Annotated in this window: 19 protein-coding genes and 1 pseudogene; 9 read left to right on the forward strand and 11 right to left on the reverse strand. The window is 60.1% G+C overall.

What is annotated here, in order from left to right:
• Positions 1–59: 59 nt before the first annotated feature.
• The 4 genes from ITX55_RS03955 to pepT form a co-directional block, all read right to left on the reverse strand.
• A complete protein-coding gene (locus ITX55_RS03955) occupies positions 60–317 on the reverse strand; it encodes a hypothetical protein (RefSeq protein WP_015377593.1) in 258 nt (85 codons plus the stop codon).
• On the reverse strand, positions 317–2,461 hold the full coding sequence (locus tag ITX55_RS03960) for an S-type pyocin domain-containing protein (RefSeq protein WP_223084809.1): 2,145 nt from the start codon (positions 2,459–2,461) through the stop codon (positions 317–319). Before ITX55_RS03960 ends, ITX55_RS03955 begins: the two co-directional genes overlap by 1 nt.
• 92 nt (positions 2,462–2,553) lie before the next feature.
• Positions 2,554–3,693 carry a tail fiber domain-containing protein gene (locus tag ITX55_RS03965; protein WP_223084865.1) on the reverse strand — a complete coding sequence of 380 codons (1,140 nt, stop codon included), beginning with the start codon at positions 3,691–3,693 and terminating at the stop codon, positions 2,554–2,556.
• A gap of 312 nt (positions 3,694–4,005) precedes the next feature.
• A complete protein-coding gene (gene pepT, locus ITX55_RS03970; RefSeq protein WP_223084810.1) occupies positions 4,006–5,235 on the reverse strand; it encodes a peptidase T in 1,230 nt (409 codons plus the stop codon).
• A gap of 57 nt (positions 5,236–5,292) precedes the next feature.
• On the opposite strand from pepT, the gene ITX55_RS03975 reads away from it, so the two are divergent.
• The 5 genes from ITX55_RS03975 (at position 5,293) to potD (ending at position 9,600) form a co-directional block, all read left to right on the forward strand.
• Positions 5,293–5,583: a hypothetical protein gene (locus tag ITX55_RS03975; protein WP_129993149.1), complete on the forward strand. Its 291-nt coding sequence runs from the start codon at positions 5,293–5,295 to the stop codon at positions 5,581–5,583.
• A gap of 8 nt (positions 5,584–5,591) precedes the next feature.
• Entirely contained in the window at positions 5,592–6,707 is a 1,116-nt protein-coding gene (gene potA / locus ITX55_RS03980) for a spermidine/putrescine ABC transporter ATP-binding protein PotA (RefSeq protein ID WP_223084812.1), read from the forward strand.
• The gene (gene potB, locus ITX55_RS03985; protein WP_033642771.1) at positions 6,691–7,551 is read left to right on the forward strand and encodes a spermidine/putrescine ABC transporter permease PotB; all 861 of its coding nucleotides are present in this window, start codon (positions 6,691–6,693) and stop codon (positions 7,549–7,551) included. The genes potA and potB overlap by 17 nt, the downstream gene beginning before the upstream one ends.
• Positions 7,548–8,330, forward strand: coding sequence for a spermidine/putrescine ABC transporter permease PotC (gene potC / locus ITX55_RS03990; protein ID WP_033642769.1), 783 nt, complete (start codon positions 7,548–7,550; stop codon positions 8,328–8,330). The genes potB and potC overlap by 4 nt, the downstream gene beginning before the upstream one ends.
• A gap of 226 nt (positions 8,331–8,556) precedes the next feature.
• Positions 8,557–9,600, forward strand: a complete 1,044-nt coding sequence (gene potD / locus ITX55_RS03995; protein ID WP_033642768.1) for a spermidine/putrescine ABC transporter substrate-binding protein PotD — start codon at positions 8,557–8,559, stop codon at positions 9,598–9,600.
• Positions 9,601–9,617: 17 nt separating this feature from the next.
• On the opposite strand, the gene cobB is transcribed toward potD, so the two are convergent.
• From cobB to ITX55_RS04025, 6 genes are all read right to left on the reverse strand, one after another.
• Complete coding sequence (cobB, locus tag ITX55_RS04000; RefSeq protein WP_223084814.1) at positions 9,618–10,481, reverse strand: Sir2 family NAD+-dependent deacetylase; 864 nt, start codon at positions 10,479–10,481, stop codon at positions 9,618–9,620.
• A 91-nt stretch (positions 10,482–10,572) separates the two neighbouring features.
• Complete coding sequence (nagK, locus tag ITX55_RS04005; RefSeq protein ID WP_060659641.1) at positions 10,573–11,490, reverse strand: N-acetylglucosamine kinase; 918 nt, start codon at positions 11,488–11,490, stop codon at positions 10,573–10,575.
• 53 nt (positions 11,491–11,543) lie between these two features.
• Complete coding sequence (lolE, locus tag ITX55_RS04010) at positions 11,544–12,791, reverse strand: lipoprotein-releasing ABC transporter permease subunit LolE (RefSeq protein ID WP_033642765.1); 1,248 nt, start codon at positions 12,789–12,791, stop codon at positions 11,544–11,546.
• Positions 12,791–13,495, reverse strand: coding sequence for a lipoprotein-releasing ABC transporter ATP-binding protein LolD (gene lolD, locus ITX55_RS04015; RefSeq protein WP_004941120.1), 705 nt, complete (start codon positions 13,493–13,495; stop codon positions 12,791–12,793). The genes lolE and lolD overlap by 1 nt, the downstream gene beginning before the upstream one ends.
• A complete protein-coding gene (lolC, locus tag ITX55_RS04020; RefSeq protein ID WP_069100064.1) occupies positions 13,488–14,690 on the reverse strand; it encodes a lipoprotein-releasing ABC transporter permease subunit LolC in 1,203 nt (400 codons plus the stop codon). Before lolC ends, lolD begins: the two co-directional genes overlap by 8 nt.
• Positions 14,691–14,777: 87 nt before the next feature.
• Positions 14,778–14,975 (reverse strand): hypothetical protein, encoded by a 198-nt coding sequence (locus ITX55_RS04025; protein WP_127146175.1) that lies wholly within the window; start codon positions 14,973–14,975, stop codon positions 14,778–14,780.
• Positions 14,976–15,111: 136 nt separating this feature from the next.
• Here ITX55_RS04025 and ITX55_RS04030 point away from each other — a divergent pair, with 136 nt between their 5' ends.
• Both ITX55_RS04030 and mfd read left to right on the forward strand, forming a co-directional pair.
• The gene (locus ITX55_RS04030; RefSeq protein ID WP_025302502.1) at positions 15,112–15,717 is read left to right on the forward strand and encodes a serine O-acetyltransferase; all 606 of its coding nucleotides are present in this window, start codon (positions 15,112–15,114) and stop codon (positions 15,715–15,717) included.
• A gap of 192 nt (positions 15,718–15,909) precedes the next feature.
• On the forward strand, positions 15,910–19,383 hold the full coding sequence (gene mfd, locus ITX55_RS04035; protein ID WP_223084816.1) for a transcription-repair coupling factor: 3,474 nt from the start codon (positions 15,910–15,912) through the stop codon (positions 19,381–19,383).
• A 32-nt stretch (positions 19,384–19,415) separates the two neighbouring features.
• On the opposite strand, the gene ITX55_RS04040 is transcribed toward mfd, so the two are convergent.
• Positions 19,416–20,516, reverse strand: coding sequence for a GGDEF domain-containing protein (locus ITX55_RS04040; RefSeq protein WP_047575748.1), 1,101 nt, complete (start codon positions 20,514–20,516; stop codon positions 19,416–19,418).
• A 200-nt stretch (positions 20,517–20,716) separates the two neighbouring features.
• Between ITX55_RS04040 and ITX55_RS04045 the strand changes: the two genes are divergently transcribed.
• A complete protein-coding gene (locus ITX55_RS04045) occupies positions 20,717–21,202 on the forward strand; it encodes a heme-degrading domain-containing protein (protein ID WP_042784262.1) in 486 nt (161 codons plus the stop codon).
• A gap of 232 nt (positions 21,203–21,434) precedes the next feature.
• A pseudogene (gene dauA / locus ITX55_RS04050) lies at positions 21,435–23,122 on the forward strand (C4-dicarboxylic acid transporter DauA).
• Positions 23,123–23,129: the final 7 nt, after the last annotated feature.

Consider the following 23,129-nt stretch of genomic DNA (forward strand, 5'->3'; position numbering starts at 1 on the left):
CCCCAACAAAATTTCGTTTGCCGGGGGTTAAAGATGCACTAATCAGACCATAACTATGGCTATTCGATACCGTATTTTTTCTCAGTTACGAATTTCGGCTCTTTCCAATTGGGGCCTTTAACTACTTTTCCATTTTGATCTTGAAGCACCCCTTTTTGGAATAATGCATCGTAAGTAGAAGAGAGTTCCCCGCTGGAAATTGCATCAAAGCGATTATAGGTATATAGACGATCCAATTTACGGTAATCAGAGGTCGGCCCCAAAAAAGTTAGCACATCTTCTACACTTTCATTTTTAACGATATCTTTTAAAGGCATTATTTCTTCCCTCCCATAGCATCTTTCAGCTCCTGTTCATATGCGGCTTGTAGGGCCCCATCTGTATAAAGTGCCTGTTCTTTTTCATTTATTCTATAGTCTTCAAGCGTAGCAGTATGTGTATTATTCCATACGGCCTTCTGTTCTTGAACACTGTGCGGAACCTCACCATCTTTTATGCCAAGATTCCTGTACCTTTCCAACTCTCTGATTTCATGAGTATAAAATCGCCTATCAGTGTCAGTTGGTTGTAGCTCCCCTTTCAAGATTTTATCCAAACGGTCAATCATCACTTGGTTTTCCGGAGTCTGTTCAAAACGCCCAGTATGCAGCTTCACCTTATCCACGCCGGCACGGTCGATGCTGGCCCCTTTCCAATCCAGATTCTGAATGGGGCCTCCGGCTTTATTGGTGTTGTATTCACGACCGCTGTATTTGCCCCTGGCGTTGGTTTCACCATAGGGCTTGCTCACCATCACATAGATGGCCTCTACACCAATCTCCGTCGCATCCGGCTGCCACAGGATAAAGTCTTGCAGATCCTGCACCACATCCGCCGGGAAGGTGGTGACCACGATGCTGTCCGCCTGCCTGATGCCGGTGCCGGTATGCACTGGCGACTTAGGCCCCGGTGAGCCGTTGCCGGTATGCGCCGGCGCTGCCGGCCCGGTCGGCACCGGGTTGATCAGTATCGTTCTGGCCGGTGTGCCCGCCACCGCTGGCAGCGTGATTTTGTCCAGTCCTGTCAGCTCATCGCGAACGGGTCTGAATACCGGCACGCTCGGCGATACGCCGCCAACCCCCGTCCTGACAAAGTTGACGCTCTGTCTCCCGTCGTCGTCGGTGGTGATAAACCCGCGCACCGGCAAATCGACCGAGGTCATGCCGGACTGGATAGTCGCCCGGCCCGCCGCCGCCAGGCTCGCCTGGAGGGCAAACAGATTGACATCCCGCCCGGGCACCTGGGCACTCCCGGCTCCGGCCTCCGTCGGGTAGAAGCCGAGGGCAAAAGCCCCCAGCACCGATCCGGCGGCGACCGCGGTACCGGCGCGTATACTGCCGACTTCGGAGGCCGCCCGCCACGACGCGCTCGCTGCCCAGCCGGCCAGTTCGCTCGTGGTCGTCATCACACCTTGCCCGACCATCGACGTCTGCAACATCGCGGGCGCACGGTTGAGCACCATGGCACCTGCTGCCGCCAGCGCCGCATTGGCCGCTTTTAGCTTTTCTGGGGAGTAGGCCGGTGCATCCAGAATCCCCGTTTTGGCGAATAGCGCTTTTCTTGCTGCTTCCGCCTTGCGGGCTTCTTCAGCTTTGCGAGCCTCCTCAGCCTTACGAGCTTCTTCGGCTCTGCGGGCCTCTTCCGCCTTTCGGGCTTCCTCGGCTTTACGGGCCTCCTCAGCTTTGCGTTGTTCCTCAGCGACATCTCTGAGCATCTGTTGCCACTGTTGGTAAGCACGGGTGAGCGAAGGAACTTCTACTGTGGTTTTCCGGTATCCCGTCCGACTGTCTCCTTTCCCCCCACCGTTAATCTCATACTCAATCACAACCTCAGTCATGACTTTATTGTTATCCAACCAATAGCCCGGTGGTATCTTCCCTTGCAGAACAGATGAATAGGCACTAAACGTGACGTTGTTTTCCGCCACCGTATTGGCATCACCATTGTTACCACTGGGCCCTCGCTCGTAATCACCGAGTCGGTAGCCGGTTTCAACCTTTCCTGAGTAAAACGTCTTTTCATTTACTGTGCCCGCGTCGGCGGTAAATGAAAATATTGAATCTCTTTCTATTTGCGGTCGCACTGACTGAAAAGCCATCTCTACGGCGAGAGACTGCTCACGACGCATACCCGAAAGGCTTATACTCAACAGACCGCGCGCATCTACACTGACTAACTCGACTTTCGCCGATGGGCTAATGCGCAGAGCCCGCTTTTGCAAATCCGCCAGCATGTTTTTAATCGCCGGATCATTCAGCACTGCGGTCATCTGGCGTTGGAAAGCACCCGCCTGAGAGTTGTCGTTGCCACTGTCTCGACCGCCATTGCCATTGGAGCCGCCACCGGGTTCGGGAGTATCTCCTTTTTCAGAACTCCAGTCAGTCCCATCCCCTTTTCCGCCGCCATAGTTAAATCCGCCCATATCTTTCTCCTTGTTCGAGACAGGCGGAGCAAATATTGCATTATTCAGCCGCAATAATTACTCCGTTGAAAATCCCGTCAGTTGGCCGTGACTCAAGCATTTTGAGACGTTGAAATCATGCCTTCCAACGCCGCCAACCGCGATTCCAGCCTTTCTCGGGCCGATCGCTCTTCCTTAAGCGCCTCAACCAGCAGCGCCACCACGCCGTTGATATTGATGCCCCGCGCATCCTTCAGCACGCTGCCGTCGTTGAGCTTCAATTCGGTTTGGGTGACCGACTGCGGCAACACGTTCTCCACTTCCTGAGCGATCACCCCGGCTTCCGGCACGCCCTGTTTGAGGTAGGTGTAGCCGCCGATACCAGCCAGCTTGTCCAATGCGCCGTCAATTTTGGCGATATCCGTTTTCATGCGGGCATCGGAGCTGCTGTGCCATGCGCCGTTGGCGTAGGCGTGGCCGTCGTTGCGGAATTCATACCATCCTTGCGCCCCGCCGTTAGCCACGTGCAGCCCCACAAAGTGGTGCTGACCGATGCGCTCATAATGATAAAAGTCGGCAAACAGATCGCCCTTGCCCTGTATACGCATCGCGTTGGTAATACGATCGGCATTATTATTAGTGTCGAAGTTACCTGCGGCCACGATCCAACCATTGGCGTTACGCTTTACCAACTGCCCGACAGAAAGCTCGCTATTCGCTCTCACCTGCAGCTCGTTCCAGTTCCCTTGCCAATCGCGGTACGAAAGCAAACCGTAGTCTTCTTTACCGGCGACAACCCGTGAGCCCATCATCATGGTGGTGGTTTTGTTGCCGCTGGTGAAATCGGTATATACCGGAGGCGCAGAGTACATTTGCCCATTGATCAGCGGCGCTGGCCCAGTTATCACCGCCCGAATGCCCGCGTTATGCGATACCATCGCTCCACCGGAAATATCAACGCCGTTACCGAGTGCAACCCTGCCGGAAGCCAAGCTGAAAGCGAAAGGACGCAAGGTGTTCCATTGTCCGTTTTGAGCTTGCCCGGCAGGGGTTGTCAGTAAGTAAAAAGCTTCGCCGTCGTTGCGCAGCATCACGCCGGTATTGCCATTTGCCAGCCGAAAACCGTTGGCCGATTTGGAGACGATTTCACCGTCGCTGACCACGCGCTGGCGCAGCGTAGACAGCGATTTCAGTTCGGCAATATCGTCGTTAACGCCGTTAATCACCTGAGCATTTTTCTTTTCTTCTACCATGATTGTTACCCTCTTACGTCCTGTTTGATGGCGGTTAACAGCGCTCATTCCCCCAGCATCCCCTGGCCACTGGGCTCACCGCACCGAAGCTGTAAACCGATTAAGCACACAGAAAACCTGTATGCATAACCAGCACTCTATATCGAAGGATAATGGGATTCCCTCACCGCGGGTTGTGTGGTGAAAGGGACAACCAAGAAACGGGAACTATAAAGAGAACAGAAGCAGAGAATGGCGGGCACACTGAGCCCCGCCGGGCGTATCAGAAAAGGGAATGCGGGCCGGCGCAAGCCGGCCGGGGAACGAAGGTGTTTACCGCGCCCGCTCGGCGGCCAGCGCCGCGATGCGCATAATTACCGCCACCGCTTGCTCCATGCCTTCCAGCGTCACGAATTCGTGCTTGCCGTGGTAGTTGTAGCCACCGGTGAACAGATTCGGGCACGGCAGGCCGCGGAACGACAGCTGCGCGCCGTCGGTGCCGCCGCGGATCGGTTTCATCACCGGTTCAATGTCGCAGTCGCGCATTGCCTGCTGCGCCAGCGCGATCGCGTGCGGATGCTCCGCCACCTGTTCGCGCATGTTGTAATAACTGTCTTCGATGCTGACTTCAATATAACAATCGCGCGGCAGGCCTTTGCCGACCTCGCGGGCGATCTCCACCATCTTGCGTTTGCGCGCCTCGAATCCCTCGCGCTCGAAGTCGCGCAGGATGTAGTGCATTTCGGCGCGTTCCACGCTGCCCTTGATGCTGCTGAGGTGGTAAAAGCCCTGGTAACCCTCGGTGGTCTCCGGCGTTTCGTCCGCCGGCAGCGCCTGATGAATGCGGGTAGCCAGCGACAGCGCGTTGACCATCACGCCCTTGGCGCTGCCGGGGTGCACGCTGTTGCCGAGGATTTTGATCGTCACCGAGGCGGCATTGAAGTTTTCGCACTCCAGCTCACCGACGCCGCCGCCATCCACCGTGTAAGCCCATTCGGCATTGAAGGCCGCCACGTCGAACAGCTGTGCCCCCTTGCCCACCTCTTCATCCGGGGTGAAGGCCACGCGGATGTCGCCGTGCGGGATTTTGCGCGCGTGCAGGCGCGCCATGGCGGTGAGGATCTCGGCAATGCCGGCCTTGTCGTCGGCGCCCAGCAGCGTTTTGCCGTCGGTGGTGATCAGGGTCTGCCCCAACATCTGGTGCAGGATCGGGAACATCACCGGCGACAGCACTTCATCGCCAATGCCAAGCGCAATGTCGCCGCCGCGATAGTTCTCGACGATCTGCGGATTGACGTGTTTGCCGCTGAAATCCGGCGAAGTATCCAGATGGGCGATAAAACCGACCGCCGGCACCGGCCAGGCGACGTTGCCCGGCCAGGTGCCCATCACGCAGCCGTGCTCGCTGAGCGACACCCGCTCGAAGCCGAGCGCGATCATTTCCTGCTGCAACGCGCGCGCCAGCTTCAACTGCCCGTCGGTGCTCGGCACATGCTTTACGTTCGCTTTGGACTGGGTGTCGAAAGAGACGTAGTTGAAAAAGCGGTCAAGTAATTTATCCATGGTAGCGGCCCCTCAGAATATCGCGTTTCATTATGCTGAACCGATCAGGATCAAATATTGCGTCAGGTCATTTTTAACCAGAATTCGCCAATATCATTAATCTTTGTGATGATTTCAGAGGGAAATAACGCTGTCATCACAGGGTCATTTGTCGCTATCATGATGAAAAACGCGGCATCTGGGCCGGATCGGCTTTCAATTCCGGCATTCAGCGTCTATCATGCGCGCTCGAAAAATTTCCATTGGCGCAACTGGTTTGAGCTTCTTTTGAATCGCGGGCCTGCCCGCAAGCTCCGGCAGTCTTTTCCAGTTGCGGTTCTATCTGCATTAGCCCACGGGATAGAGTAAGACGATAAATGACTGAGACATCCTCTCGAGCCCCCCTTGTTGAACTGCATGCCCTGAGCAAAGCGTTCGATGGCAAAACCATCATTGCCGATCTGGATCTGACGATTAATCACGGCGAATTCCTCACCATTCTTGGCCCCTCCGGCTGTGGCAAAACCACGGTGCTGCGCCTGATCGCCGGTCTGGAAGACGCCGATCGGGGCCGCATCGCGCTCGACGGCCAGGACATCACCGCCATTGCGGCCGAGCATCGCCACGTCAACACCGTGTTTCAGAGCTATGCCCTGTTTCCGCACATGTCGGTGTTCGACAACGTCGCCTTCGGCCTGCGCATGCAAAAGGTGCCGGCGGCCGAACTGACGCCGCGCGTCGAAGAGGCGCTGCGCATGGTGCAGCTGGATGCCTTCGCCAAGCGGCGGCCGGGCCAGCTCTCCGGTGGCCAACAGCAGCGTGTGGCCATCGCCCGCGCGGTGGTCAACAAGCCGAAAGTGCTGCTGCTGGACGAATCGCTGTCGGCGCTGGACTACAAGCTGCGCAAGCAGATGCAGAACGAACTGAAAGCGCTGCAGCGCAAGCTGGGCATCACCTTCGTGTTCGTCACCCACGATCAGGAAGAAGCGTTGACCATGTCGGATCGCATCGTGGTGATGCGCGAAGGCCGCATCGAACAAGACGGCACGCCGCGTGAGATCTATGAAGAGCCGAAAAACCTGTTCGTCGCCAGCTTCATCGGCGAGATCAACATTTTCGACGCGGTGGTCCTGCAACGCCTCGATCCGCAGCGGGTGCGCGCCAACGTGGAAGGCCGCGAATGCGACATCTATGCCGATCTGCCGGTAGAACCGGGCCAAAAGCTCAAGGTGCTGCTGCGCCCGGAGGATCTGCGGGTGGAAGAAGTGAACGACAGCGCGCAGCACGACGGGCTGATCGGTTACGTGCGTGAGCGCAACTACAAAGGCATGACGCTGGAATCGGTGGTCGAGCTGGAGAACGGCAAAACGGTGATGGTCAGCGAGTTCTTCAACGAAGACGATCCGGACGTCGATCACTCGCTCAATCAGAAGATGGCGGTGACCTGGGTCGAAAGCTGGGAGGTGGTGCTGGCCGATGAAGAAGTCGCGTAAAGTCTTCCAGAATGTGGTGATCGTCGGCGTCGTCGCCTGGCTGTTGCTGTTCGTGTTCATGCCGAACCTGATGATCATCGGCGCCAGCTTCCTGACCCGTGATGACGCCAACCTGGTGCAGATGGTGTTCACGCTGGATAACTACCGGCGCTTGTTCGATCCGCTGTATGCCCAGGTGCTGCTGCACTCGCTGAACATGGCGCTGATCGCCACCCTGTGCTGCCTGGTGATCGGCTATCCGTTCGCCTTTATTCTGGCGCGCTTGCCGCAGAAGGTGCGGCCGCTGCTGCTGTTTCTGCTGATCGTGCCCTTCTGGACCAACTCGCTGATCCGCATCTACGGCCTGAAGCTGTTTCTCAGCACCCGCGGCTATCTCAACGACGCGCTGCTGTGGATCGGCGTCATCGACAAGCCGCTTCGCATCATGTACACCTCGGAAGCGGTGATCCTCGGCCTGGTGTATATCCTGCTGCCGTTTATGGTGATGCCGCTCTATTCCAGCATCGAAAAGCTCGATAAATCCTGCCTGGAGGCGGCGCGCGATCTCGGCGCCAGCAAGCTCCAAACCTTTATCCGCATCATTGTGCCGCTGACCATGCCGGGCATTATCGCCGGCTGCCTGCTGGTGGTGCTGCCGGCGATGGGGCTGTTCTTCGTCGCCGATCTGATGGGCGGCGCCAAAAATCTGCTGATCGGCAACGTGATTAAAAGCCAGTTCCTCAATATCCGCGACTGGCCGTTCGGCGCGGCCACCAGCATCTGCCTGACGCTGGTGATGGGGCTGTTGCTGCTGGTCTATTACCGGGCCGCCCGCCTGCTGAACAAGAAGGAGGATCTGGCATGATCGGACGTCTGCTGCGCGGCGGCTTTATGACGCTGGTATACGCCTATCTGTATATCCCGATCGTCATCCTGATCGTCAACTCCTTCAATGCCTCGCGCTTTGGCATCAACTGGCAAGGGTTCACCACCAAGTGGTACAGCACGCTGCTCAACAACGACAGCCTGTTGCAGGCGGCGGGCCACTCGCTGACCATGGCGGTGCTCTCCGCCACCTTCGCCACGCTGATCGGCTCGCTGACCGCGGTGGCGCTGTACCGCTACCGCTTCCGCGGCAAACCGTTCGTCGGCGGCATGCTGTTTGTGGTGATGATGTCGCCGGACATCGTGATGGCCATCTCGCTGCTGGTGCTGTTCATGTTGCTGGGCATTTCGCTCGGCTTCTGGTCGCTGCTGTTCTCGCACATCACCTTCTGCCTGCCGTTCGTGGTCGTGACCGTCTACGCGCGCCTGAAAGGCTTCGACGTGAAGATGCTGGAAGCCGCGCGCGATCTCGGCGCAAGCGAGTTCACCATCCTGCGCAAAATCATTCTGCCGCTGGCGATGCCGGCGGTGGCGGCCGGTTGGCTGCTGAGCTTCACCCTGTCGATGGACGACGTGGTCGTCTCCTCCTTCGTCACCGGGCCGAGCTACGAAATTTTGCCGCTGAAGATCTATTCGATGGTGAAAGTCGGCGTCTCGCCGGAGGTTAACGCGCTGGCCACCATTTTGCTGCTGCTGTCGCTGACGCTGGTGATCGCCAGCCAGTGGGTGATGCGCGATCGCTCGCCCAAGGCCGAGTAATCCTTCCCGCCGGGCGCTGCGGCGCCCGTCTCTTTCATTGACCACAATGATATGAAAGCGGCCTTTGGTGATGGCCCTGACTCGGTTAACCCGCTGATTTGCCGCTGGGATAACCGCCTTTACCCACCCCGCCCCGGCCCCTATAATGGCCCCTTTCTGGGGTATGGCGCGGCCGAAAACGGCGGCTCATACGGGTTCGGCTCACTACTGCTGAAGGATACGCTGCATGAAAAAGTGGTCACATCTGCTCGCAGCCGGGATGATGGCGCTGAGTTTCTGCTCTGCAAACGCCTCTGACGGCAAAACGCTGTATTTCTATAACTGGACTGAATACGTCCCGCCGGGGCTGCTGGAGCAGTTCACCAAAGAAACCGGCATCAAGGTGATTTATTCCACCTATGAATCCAACGAAAGCATGTACGCCAAGCTGAAGACCTACAAGGACGGCGCGTACGATCTGGTGGTGCCTTCCACTTACTTCATCGCCAAGATGAGCAAGGAAGGCATGCTGCAAAAAATCGACAAGAGCAAGCTCAGCCACTTCAAGGATCTCGATCCTACCCTGCTGAACAAGCCGTTCGATCCCAACAACGACTACTCCATCCCTTACATCTGGGGCGCCACCGCCATCGGCGTTAACAGCGACGCGCAGGATCCGTCCACCGTCACCTCCTGGGCCGATCTGTGGCAGCCGCAGTACAAAGGCCGCCTGCTGCTGACCGACGATGCGCGCGAAGTGTTCCAGATGGCGCTGCTCAAGCTGGGTTATTCGGGCAACACCACCGATCCGAAAGAGATCGAAGCCGCCTACCGCGAACTACAGAAATTGATGCCGAACGTGCTGGCCTTCAACTCCGACAACCCGGGCAACCCGTTTATGGAAGGGGAAGTCAACGTCGGCATGGTGTGGAACGGTTCGGCCTTCGTGGCGCGCCAGGCCGGCACGCCGCTGGAGATCGTCTGGCCGAAGGAAGGCGGGATCTTCTGGATGGACAGCCTGGCCATTCCGGCCAACGCGCGCAACGTCGAGGGGGCGCTGAAGCTGATCGACTTCCTGCTGCGGCCGGAAATCGCGGTGCAGGTGGCGGAAACCATCGGTTACCCGACGCCGAACCTGGCGGCGAAGAAGCTGCTGTCGCCGGAGATCGCCAACGATCCGTCTCTCTACCCGGATAAAACGGTGATTGAGCACGGCGAGTGGCAAAACGACGTCGGCGACGCCAGCACGCTGTACGAAAGCTACTTCCAAAAACTGAAAGCCGGGCGCTAACACGCCCCGCCATCCCATCAGGGCGCGCATTGCGCCCTGATGTCTTTAGGGCTTATCGGCCCGCGCCACCTTGCCCACCAGAAATTTGTGCACAAACGCGGCACCACTTCGCTGGCCAGGCCGTAGTGTTTCTCGTCGAACTGGCTTTCCACCTGACTCGGCTCCAGGTTCAGCTCCATCGCGTAGGCGCCGCCCAGCCGCGCCTCATGCACGAACCCGGCCGCCGGATAGACATGGCCGGAGGTGCCGATGGCGACGAAGAAATCGGCCTTGCTCAGCGCCTGGTAGATGTCGTCCATGCCCAGCGGCATCTCGCCGAACCACACCACGTGTGGCCGCAGCGGCGCCGGGAACTGGCAGCAGTGGCAACGCTCGTCAACGCTGAGATCGCCGGGCCACTCGAACACCTGCCCCGACTGGGTGCAGCGCACCTTCAGCAATTCGCCGTGCATGTGCAGCACCCGCTTGCTGCCGGCGCGCTCATGCAGGTTATCGATGTTTTGCGTGACCAACAGGAAGTTGTCCCCCAGCCACTCTTCCAGATCCGCCAGCGCGCGGTGCGCGGCGTTCGGGGCAATGTCCTCGGTCTGCAGCTGGCGGCGGCGTTCGTTGTAAAACGCCTGCACCAGCGCCGGATCGCGCTGAAAACCTTCCGGCGTGGCGACGTCCTCCACCCGGTGCTCTTCCCACAGCCCATCCGCGGCGCGGAAGGTGCGAATGCCCGACTCGGCCGAAATGCCGGCCCCGGTCAACACCACCACAAACGGCTTTTTCAGCTCGGCCGCCGCCATGGTGTCACGGTGAAAAATGCGTGAACGAAAGCGCTGATGCAGCACATGCTTACTCTTGCGAAACTGACACAGCCGATGGCGAGTGTGCATTAACTCTCTCCTTACTTTTCCCTGTTTACCCTTCTTACTGGACGTTGCGGCGTTGTTGGCTGTATACATTCACGCCTGACCGCAACGCCCATTACGTTGGGCGAGCCAAATTGAGGAACGCTGCGCCGCGCACGCCGCCGGCGTCGCCATAGCGCGCCTTCTCGATGCGCGGCAGCCGAGCCACCCGCAGCAGGTGCGCCGGCAGCCGCTGCGGCAACGCCTGGTAAATGGCGTCGAAGTTCGACAGCCCGCCGCCGATCACCACCAGGTGCGGATCCAGCACCGTCAGCAGGTTACCCAGGCAGATCGCCAGCACGTCCATAAAGCGATCGACATGCGCCACGGCCTGCGGCTCACCCGCCTGATAATGCGCAATGATCTCGGTGGCGGGCAAGCGCCGGCCATAAAAATGGGCGTACATCCATTCGAAACCGCGGCCCGATATGTAATTTTCAATGCAACCCTGATGGCCGCACCCGCAGGCGACGCGAGGCACATCACGCCCCAGCACCTCGAGCGCGTCCACCGGCAGGCGCAAATGGCCGAACTCGCCGGCGATATAGTTGCGCCCGGGCACCGTCTTGCCCTCGACGATCAGGCCGCCGCCTACGCCGGTGCCGAGGATGATGCCCAGCACCGTCGGGTAGCGGCGGAACTCGTCGTCCCAGGCCTCCGACAGCGCAAAGCAGTTGGCGTCGTTATCGACCCGCACCTCGCGCCCGATCAGCGCCGCCAGATCGCGCGGCAGCGGCCGCCCCATCGCCGCCGGCACATTGGCGGTAAACAGCGTGCCGTCATCGTCATTGGGCAGGCCCGGTATGCCGATGCCGACGCTGCCGCGCCGGCCACAAAACGCATCCGCCTCAAGGGTCAGCTCGCACAGCGTAGCCAGCAGTTGCCGATAATCGTCGCGCGGCGTCGGCACCCGCTTTTGCCAAATGCGCTGCAGGCTGTCGTCGAACACCCCCAGCTCAATCTTGGTGCCGCCCATATCGAAACCGTAGTACATAACCCATCCCCAGGCTAAAAAAACGGGGCGGCATCGCTGCCTCCCCGTGGGTTTTATTGTCCGCTCAGCACCCGCGCCGGATCGATGCGGCTGGCGCGCCTCGCCGGATACCAACTGGCCAACAGACTCAGCACGATAGCGGTCGCCAGCACGATCAGCACGTCCAGCCAGTGCAGCTCGGAAGGCAGGAAGTCGATGAAGTAAATATCGCCCGACAGGAAGGAGTGGCCGACCAATTTCTCGATGCCCCGGATGATGTTGGTCAGCTGCAGCGAGGCGATCACCCCGATCACCACGCCGCTCAGGCTGCCCAGCAACCCGGCCAGCAGCCCATACCAGATGAAAATGGCGCGGATAAAGCCGTCTTTGGCGCCCAGGGTGCGCAGCACCGCGATGTCGGCGCTTTTGTCTTTCACCGCCATCACCAGCGTGGAGACGATGTTGAAGCAGGCCACACCGATCACCAGCACCATCGCCAGGTACATGATGGCGCGGATCATCTGGATGTCGCGGTACATGTAGCCGTACTTGCCGATCCAGCTCTTGATGTAGATGTAAGCGTTGGTCACTTCGCCGGCGTCGCGCACCAGCTTGTTGGCGGCGAACACGTCGTTCATCTTGAGAGCGATGCCCGTGACGCTGTCACCCATGTCGAGATACTGCTGCGCATCGGCCAGCGGCACCAGCGCCAGGCTGTGATCGAGCTGGCCGCTGAGCTGCAAAATGCCGGTCACGTGCAGGCGAATACGCTTCGGCTGCAGCAGCTTCATCTCAGGGTCGCTGTTGGGGATCATCACCGTGACATAGGCGCCCTGCTTGACGCCCAGCGCGTCGGCCACGCCCTTGCCGAGGATCACCTGCTGCTCGCCGGGCTTGAAGTTGGCCCAGGCGTCGCCCTGCACATACTGCGGCAGCGCGCTCAGTCGGCTCTCCTGCTGCGGATCCACGCCTTTGACTTCCACCGCGCGCAGCTGCGCGCCGTTTTCCATCAGGCCGGTAAAGTTGATGTACGGCGCGGCGGCCACAATGCCCGGCACCTTTTCCACCCGCTGCAGAATCGACGGCCAGCCGCTGAACGGCTGATTGACCGGCTCGAGCTCGCCGTGCGGCACCACCGCCAGAATGCGGTTCTTCAGCTCGCGCTCAAAGCCGTTCATCGCGCTCAGACCAACGATCAGCACCGCCACCCCCAGCGCGATGCCAATGGTGGAGATGACCGAGATCAGCGACACCATGCCGCCGCGTTTACGGCCGCGGCTGAAACGCAGGGCCGTCAGGAAGGACAGTGAGGCTCCCGCCATTACTCGGCCCCCATCAGGGTCAGCTGCGCCTGCAGGTGACCGTCGGCCATTTCCAACTGGCGGCTCAAGCGCTTGGCCAGCTGCAGATCGTGCGTTACCACCAGGAAAGCGGTGCCCTGACGCACGTTCAGCTCGCCGAGCAGATCGAAGATGCTGTCCGCGGTGCGCTTGTCGAGGTTGCCGGTCGGTTCGTCCGCCAGCACCAGCGCCGGGTTATTGACCAGCGCGCGCGCGATCGCCACGCGCTGACGCTCGCCGCCGGAAAGCTCGGACGGGCGGTGTTTGCTGCGCTTTTCCAGCCCGACCGCCGCCAGCATCTCCCGCGCTTTCTCCTGCGCCTGCGCCGGTTTGGCGCCACCGATCAAGAGCGGCATGGCGGCGTTTTCCAGCGCGGTGAAGTCCGGCAACAGGTGGTGGAACTGATAGATGAAGCCCAGCTGGCGGTTGCGCAGCTCAGCCTTGGCCGCCGAAGACATGGCGTTCAGCGATTCGCCCTTGAAGATCACTTCGCCGGAGGTCGGCGAGTCCAGCCCGCCCAGCAGGTGCAACAGGGTGCTCTTGCCGGAACCCGAGCTGCCGACGATCGCCATCATCTCGCCCTGCTGCATAGCAAAGCTGACGTTGCGCAGCACGTCGGTGTGCAGGTTGCCTTCCTGATAGGTCTTGCACAGGTTGTCACACTGCAGCAAAAGATGGTTACTCATAACGTAAAGCCTCAGCGGGTTGTACGGCGGCAGCGCGCCATGAAGGATAGAGCGTGGACAACAGGGAAACCGCCATCGCCACCACGGCGATGATCGTCACCTGCAGCGGATCGACCGCCACCGGCAGCGAAGCGCCGTCGATCAATGCGCCGAGGATCGGCATCAGGTTGTTCAGGTTGGTGGCCAGCAGCACGCCGAGCAGCGTGCCGAGCAGCGAACCGATGATGCCGGCGCTGGCGCCCTGCACCATAAATACCGACATGATCTGGCGACGGGTCAGCCCTTGAGTCTGCAGAATGGCGACCTCACCCTGCTTCTCCATCACCAGCAGGCCGAGCGAGGTAATGATGTTAAACGCCGCCACCGCCACGATCAGGCTGAGCAGCAGCCCCATCATGTTCTTCTCCATGCGCACCGCCTGGAACAGCTCGCCCTTGCGATCGCGCCAGTCTTTCCAGACGGTGCCCGCCGGCAGCGACTGCTGGCTGAGGGTATCGACCGTCAGCGGCTGTTGCAGGAACAGACGCCAGCCGGTGATGTTGCCGGCCGGATAGCGCATCAGGCGCGAAGCATCCTGTTGGTTGACCAGCAGCTGATAGCCGTCCACCTCGCTGTTGGCGTGGAAGGTGCCGATGAGGGTGAACAAACGTTGGCTGGGAATGCGGCCCATCGGCGTGAATTGGCTGGCGCTCGGCACCATCACGCGCAGCGAATCGCCGCGCTTGACGCCGAGTTGCCCCGCCAGCTGTTCGCCGATGATGATGTTGTATTGGCCCGGCTGCAGCTGTTGCTGCTTGACGTTGACCAGATACGGGGTCAGCGGGTCGGCCTCGTCGGGATTCACGCCGAGCATCACCCCGACCGCCACGCTGCGAGCGCTTTGCAGCACCACGTCACCGGTGGTCAGCGGCGCAACGCGCGTGACGCCCTGCAGCTTCTGCACCTCGGAGGCCGGCAGTTGCTGCGGGTTGACCGATCCTTGCGGACTGGTGACCAACGCCTGCGGCATCAGGCCGAGAATGTTGTTCTCCAGATCCTTTTCGAAACCGTTCATCACCGACAGCACGGTGACCAACGCCATCACCCCCAGCGTAATGCCGATGGTGGAAAGCCAGGAAACAAACCGCCCGAAGCGGTCTGAGGCTCGCCCGCGCATGTAGCGCAGGCCAATGAATAACGCGACAGGTTGATACATGAAATCCGTTTGATAGCCGTGGCTTAAGCAAAGTGATCACGGATTATATCGTCGCCGTAAAAACAATTAAATGAAAAATAAAGATTTTTACGATTCTTGCATCGATGTGCATGCGGCATTTCCATCGCGGATAACCCCTTGTTTACCCTTGACTGTTTTGGTGAGTCGCCGAAAATGTTTTTGCCGGCCCGCCTCAGTTTCTTCTGAAAATGACAGTGTCGCCTGCGAAATCGCATTTGCCCCTGTCGCTCGCAGGGCACCCGCCGCGCCATCGTTTTCCATCATTATTGGCACATGCCGTTATCCGACGGGTTTCAGTCTGGGACTCCCGCACAGGATCGCCAGCGATTTCGGCCTATGTTACTATCTGCCAATATTGACGAAGTTGATGATAGTTATCGGTTAAACCCAAGGGCAATCAATGAGAACGGAAACAAAATATAAAATTTATGCCGACTTCTTTCGCGCCAGCAGAAAGTCCGGCGTCGCAAGACTAATCAAGTCCCTTTTCCAACAGAACTACATCGGCTTTAACTATATTTTCACGCTGAGGCTGCACAGTGATTTTCATTCCAGGAAACGCAATATCGTTGAGAGAATTTGCTTCCGCCTGCTGGTAAAGAATCTGAAGCGCCTGCAAATAAAATATGGCATCGAAATTCCCCATCAGGCCAGCATCGGTGAAGGTCTGGTTATCCCGCATTTCGGTGGCATCGTCATCCATCCCAACGTCAAAATTGGTAAAAATTGTACCATCCTGCAAGGGGTGACCATCGGCAACAACCTCTTCAAAAGCCGGGACGACGTCGCCACTATCGGCGATAACGTCACCATTGCCGCCGGAGCAAAAATCGTTGGCCCGGTCACCATCGGTGACAATGTGACGATTGGCGCCAACTCCGTAGTCACCAGCGATATCGAGCCCAACTGCATCGTGGCAGGCATACCGGCTAAAATCATTTCGCGCAAAGCGTCGATTGTCCTGAATACGGATTACCTGTCGTTTGACGAATATCAGAAGCGCTAATCTTGCGCTGTTTCCGCCCCTCGCGACGCCTGTTTGGCGTCGCGCTTGCATGCAATGCCAACCCAATAACTTGCGAGACAGGGCACTTTTATCGGTGTCAGTTTGCCGGCCGCTGGGCTACTATAAACAGCATAAAGGCGCTGGGTTATCCGTGCCGGGACGCCATCCAACACATTGATTAAAGATACCTGAATGAGCACTTCCGATAGCCGTAACCGTTCCTCATCCCCTCGTTACTCTCTGCCCGATCGCGCGGGCGATCTGCGCCAGCTGGGGCAACTGACCGGCGCGGCCTGCGCCGTGGAATGCGCCGAGATCGTCGAACGTCACCCTGGCCCGGTGATGCTGATCGCGCCGGACATGCAAAACGCCCTGCGGCTGCGCGACGAGATCCAACAGTTCACCGATCAGATGGTGACCACCCTGGCCGACTGGGAAACCCTGCCGTACGACAGCTTCTCGCCGCACCAGGAAATCATCTCCGACCGTTTGTCGAGCCTGTATCACCTGCCGACCATGGCGCGCGGCGTAATCATTCTGCCGGTCAATACCCTGATGCAACGCGTCTGCCCGCACGAATTCCTGCACGGCCATGCGCTGGTGATGAAAAAAGGCCAGCGCCTGTCGCGCGACAAGCTGCGCGCGCAGTTGGAACAGGCCGGCTACCGCAGCGTCGATCAGGTGATGGAGCACGGCGAATTCGCCACCCGTGGCGCGCTGCTCGACCTGTATCCAATGGGCAGCGATGAGCCTTACCGCATCGACTTCTTCGATGACGAGATAGACAGCCTGCGCATCTTCGACGTCGACACCCAGCGCACGCTGAGCGAAGTCGAGGCCATCAATCTATTGCCGGCCCACGAGTTCCCTACCGACAAAAACGCCATCGAGCTGTTCCGCAGCCAGTGGCGCGAGCAGTTTGAGGTGCGTCGTGACGCCGAGCACATCTATCAGCAGGTCAGCAAAAGCGCCTGGCCCGCCGGCATCGAATACTGGCAGCCGCTGTTCTTCAGCCAGCCGCTGCCGTCGCTGTTCAGCTACCTGCCAGCCAATACGCTGATCGTCAACACCGGCGATCTGGAGGGCGCCGCCGAGCGCTTCTGGCAGGACGTCAACCAGCGTTTCGAAAGCCGCCGCGTCGATCCGATGCGCCCGCTGCTGGCGCCGGATACGCTGTGGCTGCGCGTTGACGCACTGTTCGGCGAGCTGAAAGCCTGGCCGCGCATCGCGCTGAAAACCGATGAGCTGCCAGCCAAAGCGGGCAATACCAATCTGGATTACCATGCCCTGCCCGATCTGGCGGTGCAGGCGCAGCATAAATCCCCGCTGGATAATCTGCGCCGCTTTATTGAAAGTTTTGACGGCAGCGTGATCTTCTCCGTCGAGAGCGAGGGGCGGCGTGAAACGCTGCAGGATCTGCTCGGCCGCATCAAGCTGGCGCCTGCCTTGATCCAACGACTCGATCAGGCGGAAACCGCGGGCCGTTACATGATGGTCGGCGCCGCCGAACACGGCTTCCTCGACGGCCTGCGCCGGCGGGCGCTGATCTGCGAAAGCGATCTGCTCGGCGAGCGTGTCAGCCGTCGCCGGCAGGACAACCGGCGCACCATCAACACCGATACCCTGATCCGCAACCTGGCGGAGCTGCATCCCGGCCAGCCGGTGGTGCACCTGGAGCACGGCGTTGGCCGCTATGTCGGCCTGACCACGCTGGAGGCCGGCGGCATCAAGGCCGAGTACCTGATCCTGTCTTATGCCGGTGAAGACAAACTGTACGTGCCGGTGTCATCGCTGCATCTGATCAGCCGCTACGCCGGCGGCGCGGACGAAAACGCCCCGCTGCACAAACTGGGCGGCGACGCCTGGACCCGCGCGCGGCAGAAAGCCGCCGAGCGGGTGCGCGACGTGGCGGCCGAGCTGCTGGATATTTACGCCCAGCGCGCCGCCAAGGCCGGTTTCGCCTTCAAACACAACCGCGAGCAGTACCAGCTGTTCTGCCAGAGCTTCCCGTTCGAAACCACGCCGGATCAGGAACAGGCGATCAACGCGGTGCTGAGCGACATGTGCCAGCCGCTGGCGATGGACCGCCTGGTGTGCGGCGATGTCGGCTTCGGCAAAACCGAAGTGGCGATGCGCGCCGCCTTCCTGGCGGTGGAAAACGGCAAGCAGGTGGCGGTGCTGGTGCCGACGACGCTGCTGGCGCAGCAGCACTTCGACAACTTCCGCGATCGCTTCGCCACCTGGCCGATCCGCATCGAGATGATGTCGCGCTTCCGCAGCGCCAAAGAGCAGCAACAGGTGCTGAACGACGCGGCCGAAGGCAAAGTGGACATCATCATCGGCACCCACAAACTGCTGCAGAGCGATCTGCGCTGGAAGGATTTGGGGCTGCTGATCGTCGATGAAGAGCACCGCTTTGGCGTGCGCCACAAGGAGCGCATCAAGGCGATGCGCGCCGACGTCGATATCCTGACGCTGACCGCCACGCCGATCCCGCGGACGTTGAACATGGCGATGAGCGGCATGCGCGATCTGTCTATCATCGCCACCCCACCGGCGCGCCGCCTGGCGGTGAAGACCTTCGTGCGCGAATACGACAGCCTGGTGGTGCGCGAGGCGATCCTGCGCGAAGTGCTGCGTGGCGGCCAGGTTTACTACCTTTACAACGACGTGGAAAACATCGAGAAAGCGGCGCAGCGTCTGGCTGAGCTGGTGCCGGAAGCGCGCATCGCCATCGGCCACGGCCAGATGCGCGAACGCGATCTGGAGCGGGTGATGAACGATTTCCACCACCAGCGCTTCAACGTGCTGGTGTGCACCACCATCATTGAAACCGGCATCGATATTCCCAGCGCCAACACCATCATCATCGAGCGGGCCGATCGCTTCGGCCTGGCGCAGCTGCATCAATTGCGCGGCCGCGTCGGGCGTTCGCACCACCAGGCTTACGCCTATCTGCTGACGCCAAACCCGAAAGCCATGGGCACCGACGCCCATAAACGGCTCGAGGCCATCGCCTCGCTGGAAGACCTCGGCGCCGGTTTTGCGCTGGCGACCCACGATCTGGAGATCCGCGGCGCCGGTGAGCTGCTGGGCGAAGACCAGAGCGGCCAGATGACCACCGTCGGCTTCTCGCTCTACATGGAGCTGCTGGAAAGCGCCGTCGACGCGTTGAAAAACGGCCGCGAACCGTCGCTGGAAGATCTCACCAACAGCCAGACCGAGGTGGAGCTGCGCATGCCGGCGCTGCTGCCGGAAGATTTCATTCCCGACGTCAATACCCGCCTGTCGCTGTATAAGCGCATCGCCAGCGCGAAGAACGACGGTGAGTTGGATGAGCTGAAGGTCGAGCTGATCGACCGCTTCGGTCAACTGCCGGACGCGGCGCGTAACCTGTTGCAGTGCGCAGCGCTGCGGCTTCATGCGCAGAAGCTGGGGATCAAACGCATCGAGAGCAACGAGCGCGGCGGCTTTATCGAGTTCGGCGACAATAACCGCGTCGACCCGGGTTATCTGATCGGCCTGTTGCAGGGCAATCCGCAGGTTTACCGCCTGGATGGCCCGAGCAAGCTGAAGTTCACGCTCGATCTGGCCGATCGCCAGAAACGCCTGACGTTCACCGAAGAGCTGCTGAACGCGTTCCGCGAACACACGCTGGCGGCCTGAGCCAACGCCCCCGCCGTGGCGGCGGGGGCAGCTTACTCGCGCGGGAATCCGGCGCCCAGCGGCGCCAGCTGCATCACGCGGCTGGTCACCACCCGGTTTTTGCCGCTGCGCTTCGCCTCATACAAGGCCTCGTCGGTCATGGCGATCGCCTTGTCCAGCATCATGCCAGGCAGATACAGCGACACGCCGATAGACATTGTGATGTGCGCTTCGTCGTGCGCATTCAGCAAGAACGTCGAGCTTTCCACCGCGCTGCGAATGCGCTCGGCCACCCCGCCGATCACCTGCGGATCGTAGCTGGCGGTGATCACCATAAACTCTTCGCCGCCGTAGCGCCCGACGAAGTCCTCATTGCGCACGCTGTTTTGCAGCAGCCGCCCCACGCTCGCCAGCAGCACGTCGCCGGCCGGGTGACCGTAAGTGTCGTTGATGTTTTTGAAGTTATCCAAATCGAGGATCATCAGCCCGCACGGGCGACGTTCGGCGCGCTGCAGCATCAGGTGATAATCGACGCTGGCGCGGTTGTTGATGTGGGTCACGCTGTCGGTCGTGGCGCGCGCGCGCATCGCGAAATAGGCGTAGATGTGGCGCTCTTTGAAATTCAGCGCATGATAGCAAATCGCCAGACAGAGCGCCGAAGCCGCCTGGTACAGCAACACATCCGGCCACAGCCCCCTTAGGTCCACCAACAGCCACACCACAACGATGCGATACAGCGCGATGACGCCGATCGTCAGGTAAAACACCCGATGGGATTTCTTCAGCCACACCCGCGACAGCAGCAGCGGCGCGACAATCGAGGCGATGAACAGGTTATCGACGGTGAAGCCGCCGGTCAGTGCCATAGCGAACAGAAAGCTTACCAGCCCGCTGACGCCGCCGCCGAAGAACGTCACCAAAATCATCGGGATCATCGCAAAGCTGTAGTGAACCTTATCGGTCAGCTCCAGGCGGTCCTGGCTTAAGTACAGCGCCGCCACGCCGGCCAGCAGGCCGAAAACGACGCGCTTCCACCGTGCGGATTGATAAGAAAACGGGGCATTCTTGCTGAGCAGGAAATAGCTTATCGACAGCGTGGCGTAGGTGATGCAGGCGTCGCTGTAAAGGGTAGAAATGGACGCAATGTAAGTCATAAATAATCAGCGCGCTCCTCGGTGTCGCCAGGGGGTAATATGCAGACGTTGAATAACGCATCCCTGTCGTCTCCGCTTCGGCGGCGGCCATTTTACACGGTCTATTAATAGAGTAGCAGTTCTATCTTATCGCTAAGCCGTCTATCTCATGGCGAACGCTTCAGGCTACTCTGTGCTTTGGGTTATCTGGGGAGAACCGCATGAATATCGACGATGAACTGCACGCACTCAGCGAACAGGAAGCGACGCTGGCGTTTGCGCATTTTGACGCCGCGACCGCCTGGGAACTGGGTGCGGCGCTGAAAACCGCCGCCGAGCGGCGCGGCCTGAGCATCGCCATCGAGATCCAGCTGGCCGGGCAAACGCTGTTTTATTACGCCATGCCGGGCACCACGCCGGATATCGCCGACTGGGTGCGGCGCAAGCGCAACCTGGTGAACCATTTTCACAAAAGCTCTTACGCTATCGGCCTGCGCCTGCAGCAGCGCCAAACGTCGCTGGAGGAGCGTTACGGGCTGAGCGTACGCGACTATTCGGTGCACGGCGGCGCCTTCCCGCTCACCCTGACCGGCCTCGGCTGCGTCGGCAGCATCAGCATTTCCGGCGCGCCGCAGAAAGAAGATCATCAGCTGCTGGTGAGCACTTTAGCCCATTTTCTCGGCTTATCCCTGCCCACCCCGCGTTAACCGTCAAAATCTTGATTGTTCACTTCCTTTTCAGCCGCAGATTCTGCGGCTGACTTACTCATCAGCGGCATTTAGCGCCGGATAAAACGGCGACTCTCTGATTTCCTGCGCCAAATTGATACAGGTCTGGTAATCCGCTGAGCAAAAGGCGTATGGTATCTGTCACGTGACAAGACGGACCTCATCGGGCCCGCCATTCCTTTCACTTTTGAAGATTTGGTACGCACCGTAGATGAAAACCCATGAAATAAACAAAATTCGCCCCTTCAGCGCGCTGATAGACGCCTGCTGGCGGGAACCTTATAGCCTGGCGCGGTTGCTGAAAGACGCCATCGCCGGGGTGACGGTCGGCATTATCGCCATTCCGCTGGCGATGGCGCTGGCGATCGCCAGCGGCGTGCCGCCGCAGTATGGCCTGTATACCGCCGCCATCGCCGGCATCGTCATCGCCGTCAGCGGCGGTTCGCGCTACAGCGTCTCCGGCCCCACCGCCGCCTTCGTGGTGATCCTCTATCCGGTCTCGCAGCAGTTCGGCCTGGCCGGCCTGCTGGTCGCCACGCTGATCTCCGGGGTATTTCTGCTGCTGATGGGGCTGGCGCGCTTTGGCCGGCTGATCGAGTACATTCCGCTGCCGGTGACGCTCGGTTTTACCTCCGGTATCGCCATCACCATCGCCACCATGCAGATTAAGGACTTTTTCGGTTTGCAGCTGGCGCACACGCCGGAAAACTACGTCGGCAAGCTGTACGCCCTGCTGCAGGCGCTGCCGACGTTGGATCTCGGCGATACCCTGATCGGCGCGGTGACGCTCTTGATCCTGATCTTCTGGCCCAAACTCGGCCTGCGCGTACCCGGCCACCTGCCGGCGCTGCTGGCAGGCACTGCGCTGATGGGGCTGCTGACGCTGTTTGACCACCCGGTGGCGACCATCGGCTCTCGTTTCAGCTACCTGCTGGCCGACGGCAGCAGCGGCCAGGGCATCCCGCCTATCTTGCCGCAGCTGCTGCTGCCCTGGGATCTGCCGGGCGGCGGCGGGCAGCCGTTCAGCCTCAGTTGGCAAACCGTCTCCGCCCTGCTGCCGGCGGCGTTTTCGATGGCGATGCTCGGGGCGATCGAATCGCTGCTGTGCGCGGTGGTGCTCGACGGCATGACCGGCAAGAAGCATAACTCGAACAGCGAACTGATCGGCCAGGGCGCGGGCAACATCATCGCGCCGTTCTTCGGCGGCATCACCGCGACCGCCGCGATTGCCCGTTCGGCCGCCAACGTGCGCGCCGGCGCCACCTCGCCGGTATCCGCCATCATCCACGCGCTGCTGGTGCTGCTGGCGCTGCTGGTCCTGGCGCCGTGGCTCTCTTATCTGCCGCTGGCGGCGATGGCGGCGCTGCTGTTGATGGTCGCCTGGAACATGAGTGAGGCCCACAAGGTGGTTTACCTGCTGCGCCGGGCGCCGAAGGACGATATTTTGGTGCTGCTGCTGTGCATGTCGCTGACGGTGCTGTTCGACATGGTGATCGCCATTACCGTGGGCATCGTGCTGGCGTCGCTGCTGTTTATGCGCCGTATCGCCCGCATGACGCGGCTGAGCGAACTGAGCGCCGACGATGGCCGCCTGGTGCTGCGAGTGAACGGCCCGCTGTTCTTCGCCGCCGCCGAGCGCATCTTTACCGAACTGTTGGCGCGCAGCGAGGGCTATCGGACGATCGTGCTGCAATGGGATGCGGTGCCGGTGCTCGACGCCGGCGGCCTGAGCGCCCTGCGTCGCTTTATCGACGTGCTGCCGGCGGATAAAAAGCTGGTGATCACGACGTGCCGTTCCAGCCGCTGAAAACCCTGGCGCGCGCGCGGGTGCAGCCGATCGAGGGCCGGCTGCAGTTCTACCCGACGCTGCCGGAAGCGCTGGCGGACACCGGCGCCTAAACGTAAA

Origin of the sequence: Serratia sp. EWG9 (genome assembly GCF_019913725.1) — a bacterium.
Lineage (GTDB): Bacteria > Pseudomonadota > Gammaproteobacteria > Enterobacterales > Enterobacteriaceae > Serratia > Serratia ureilytica.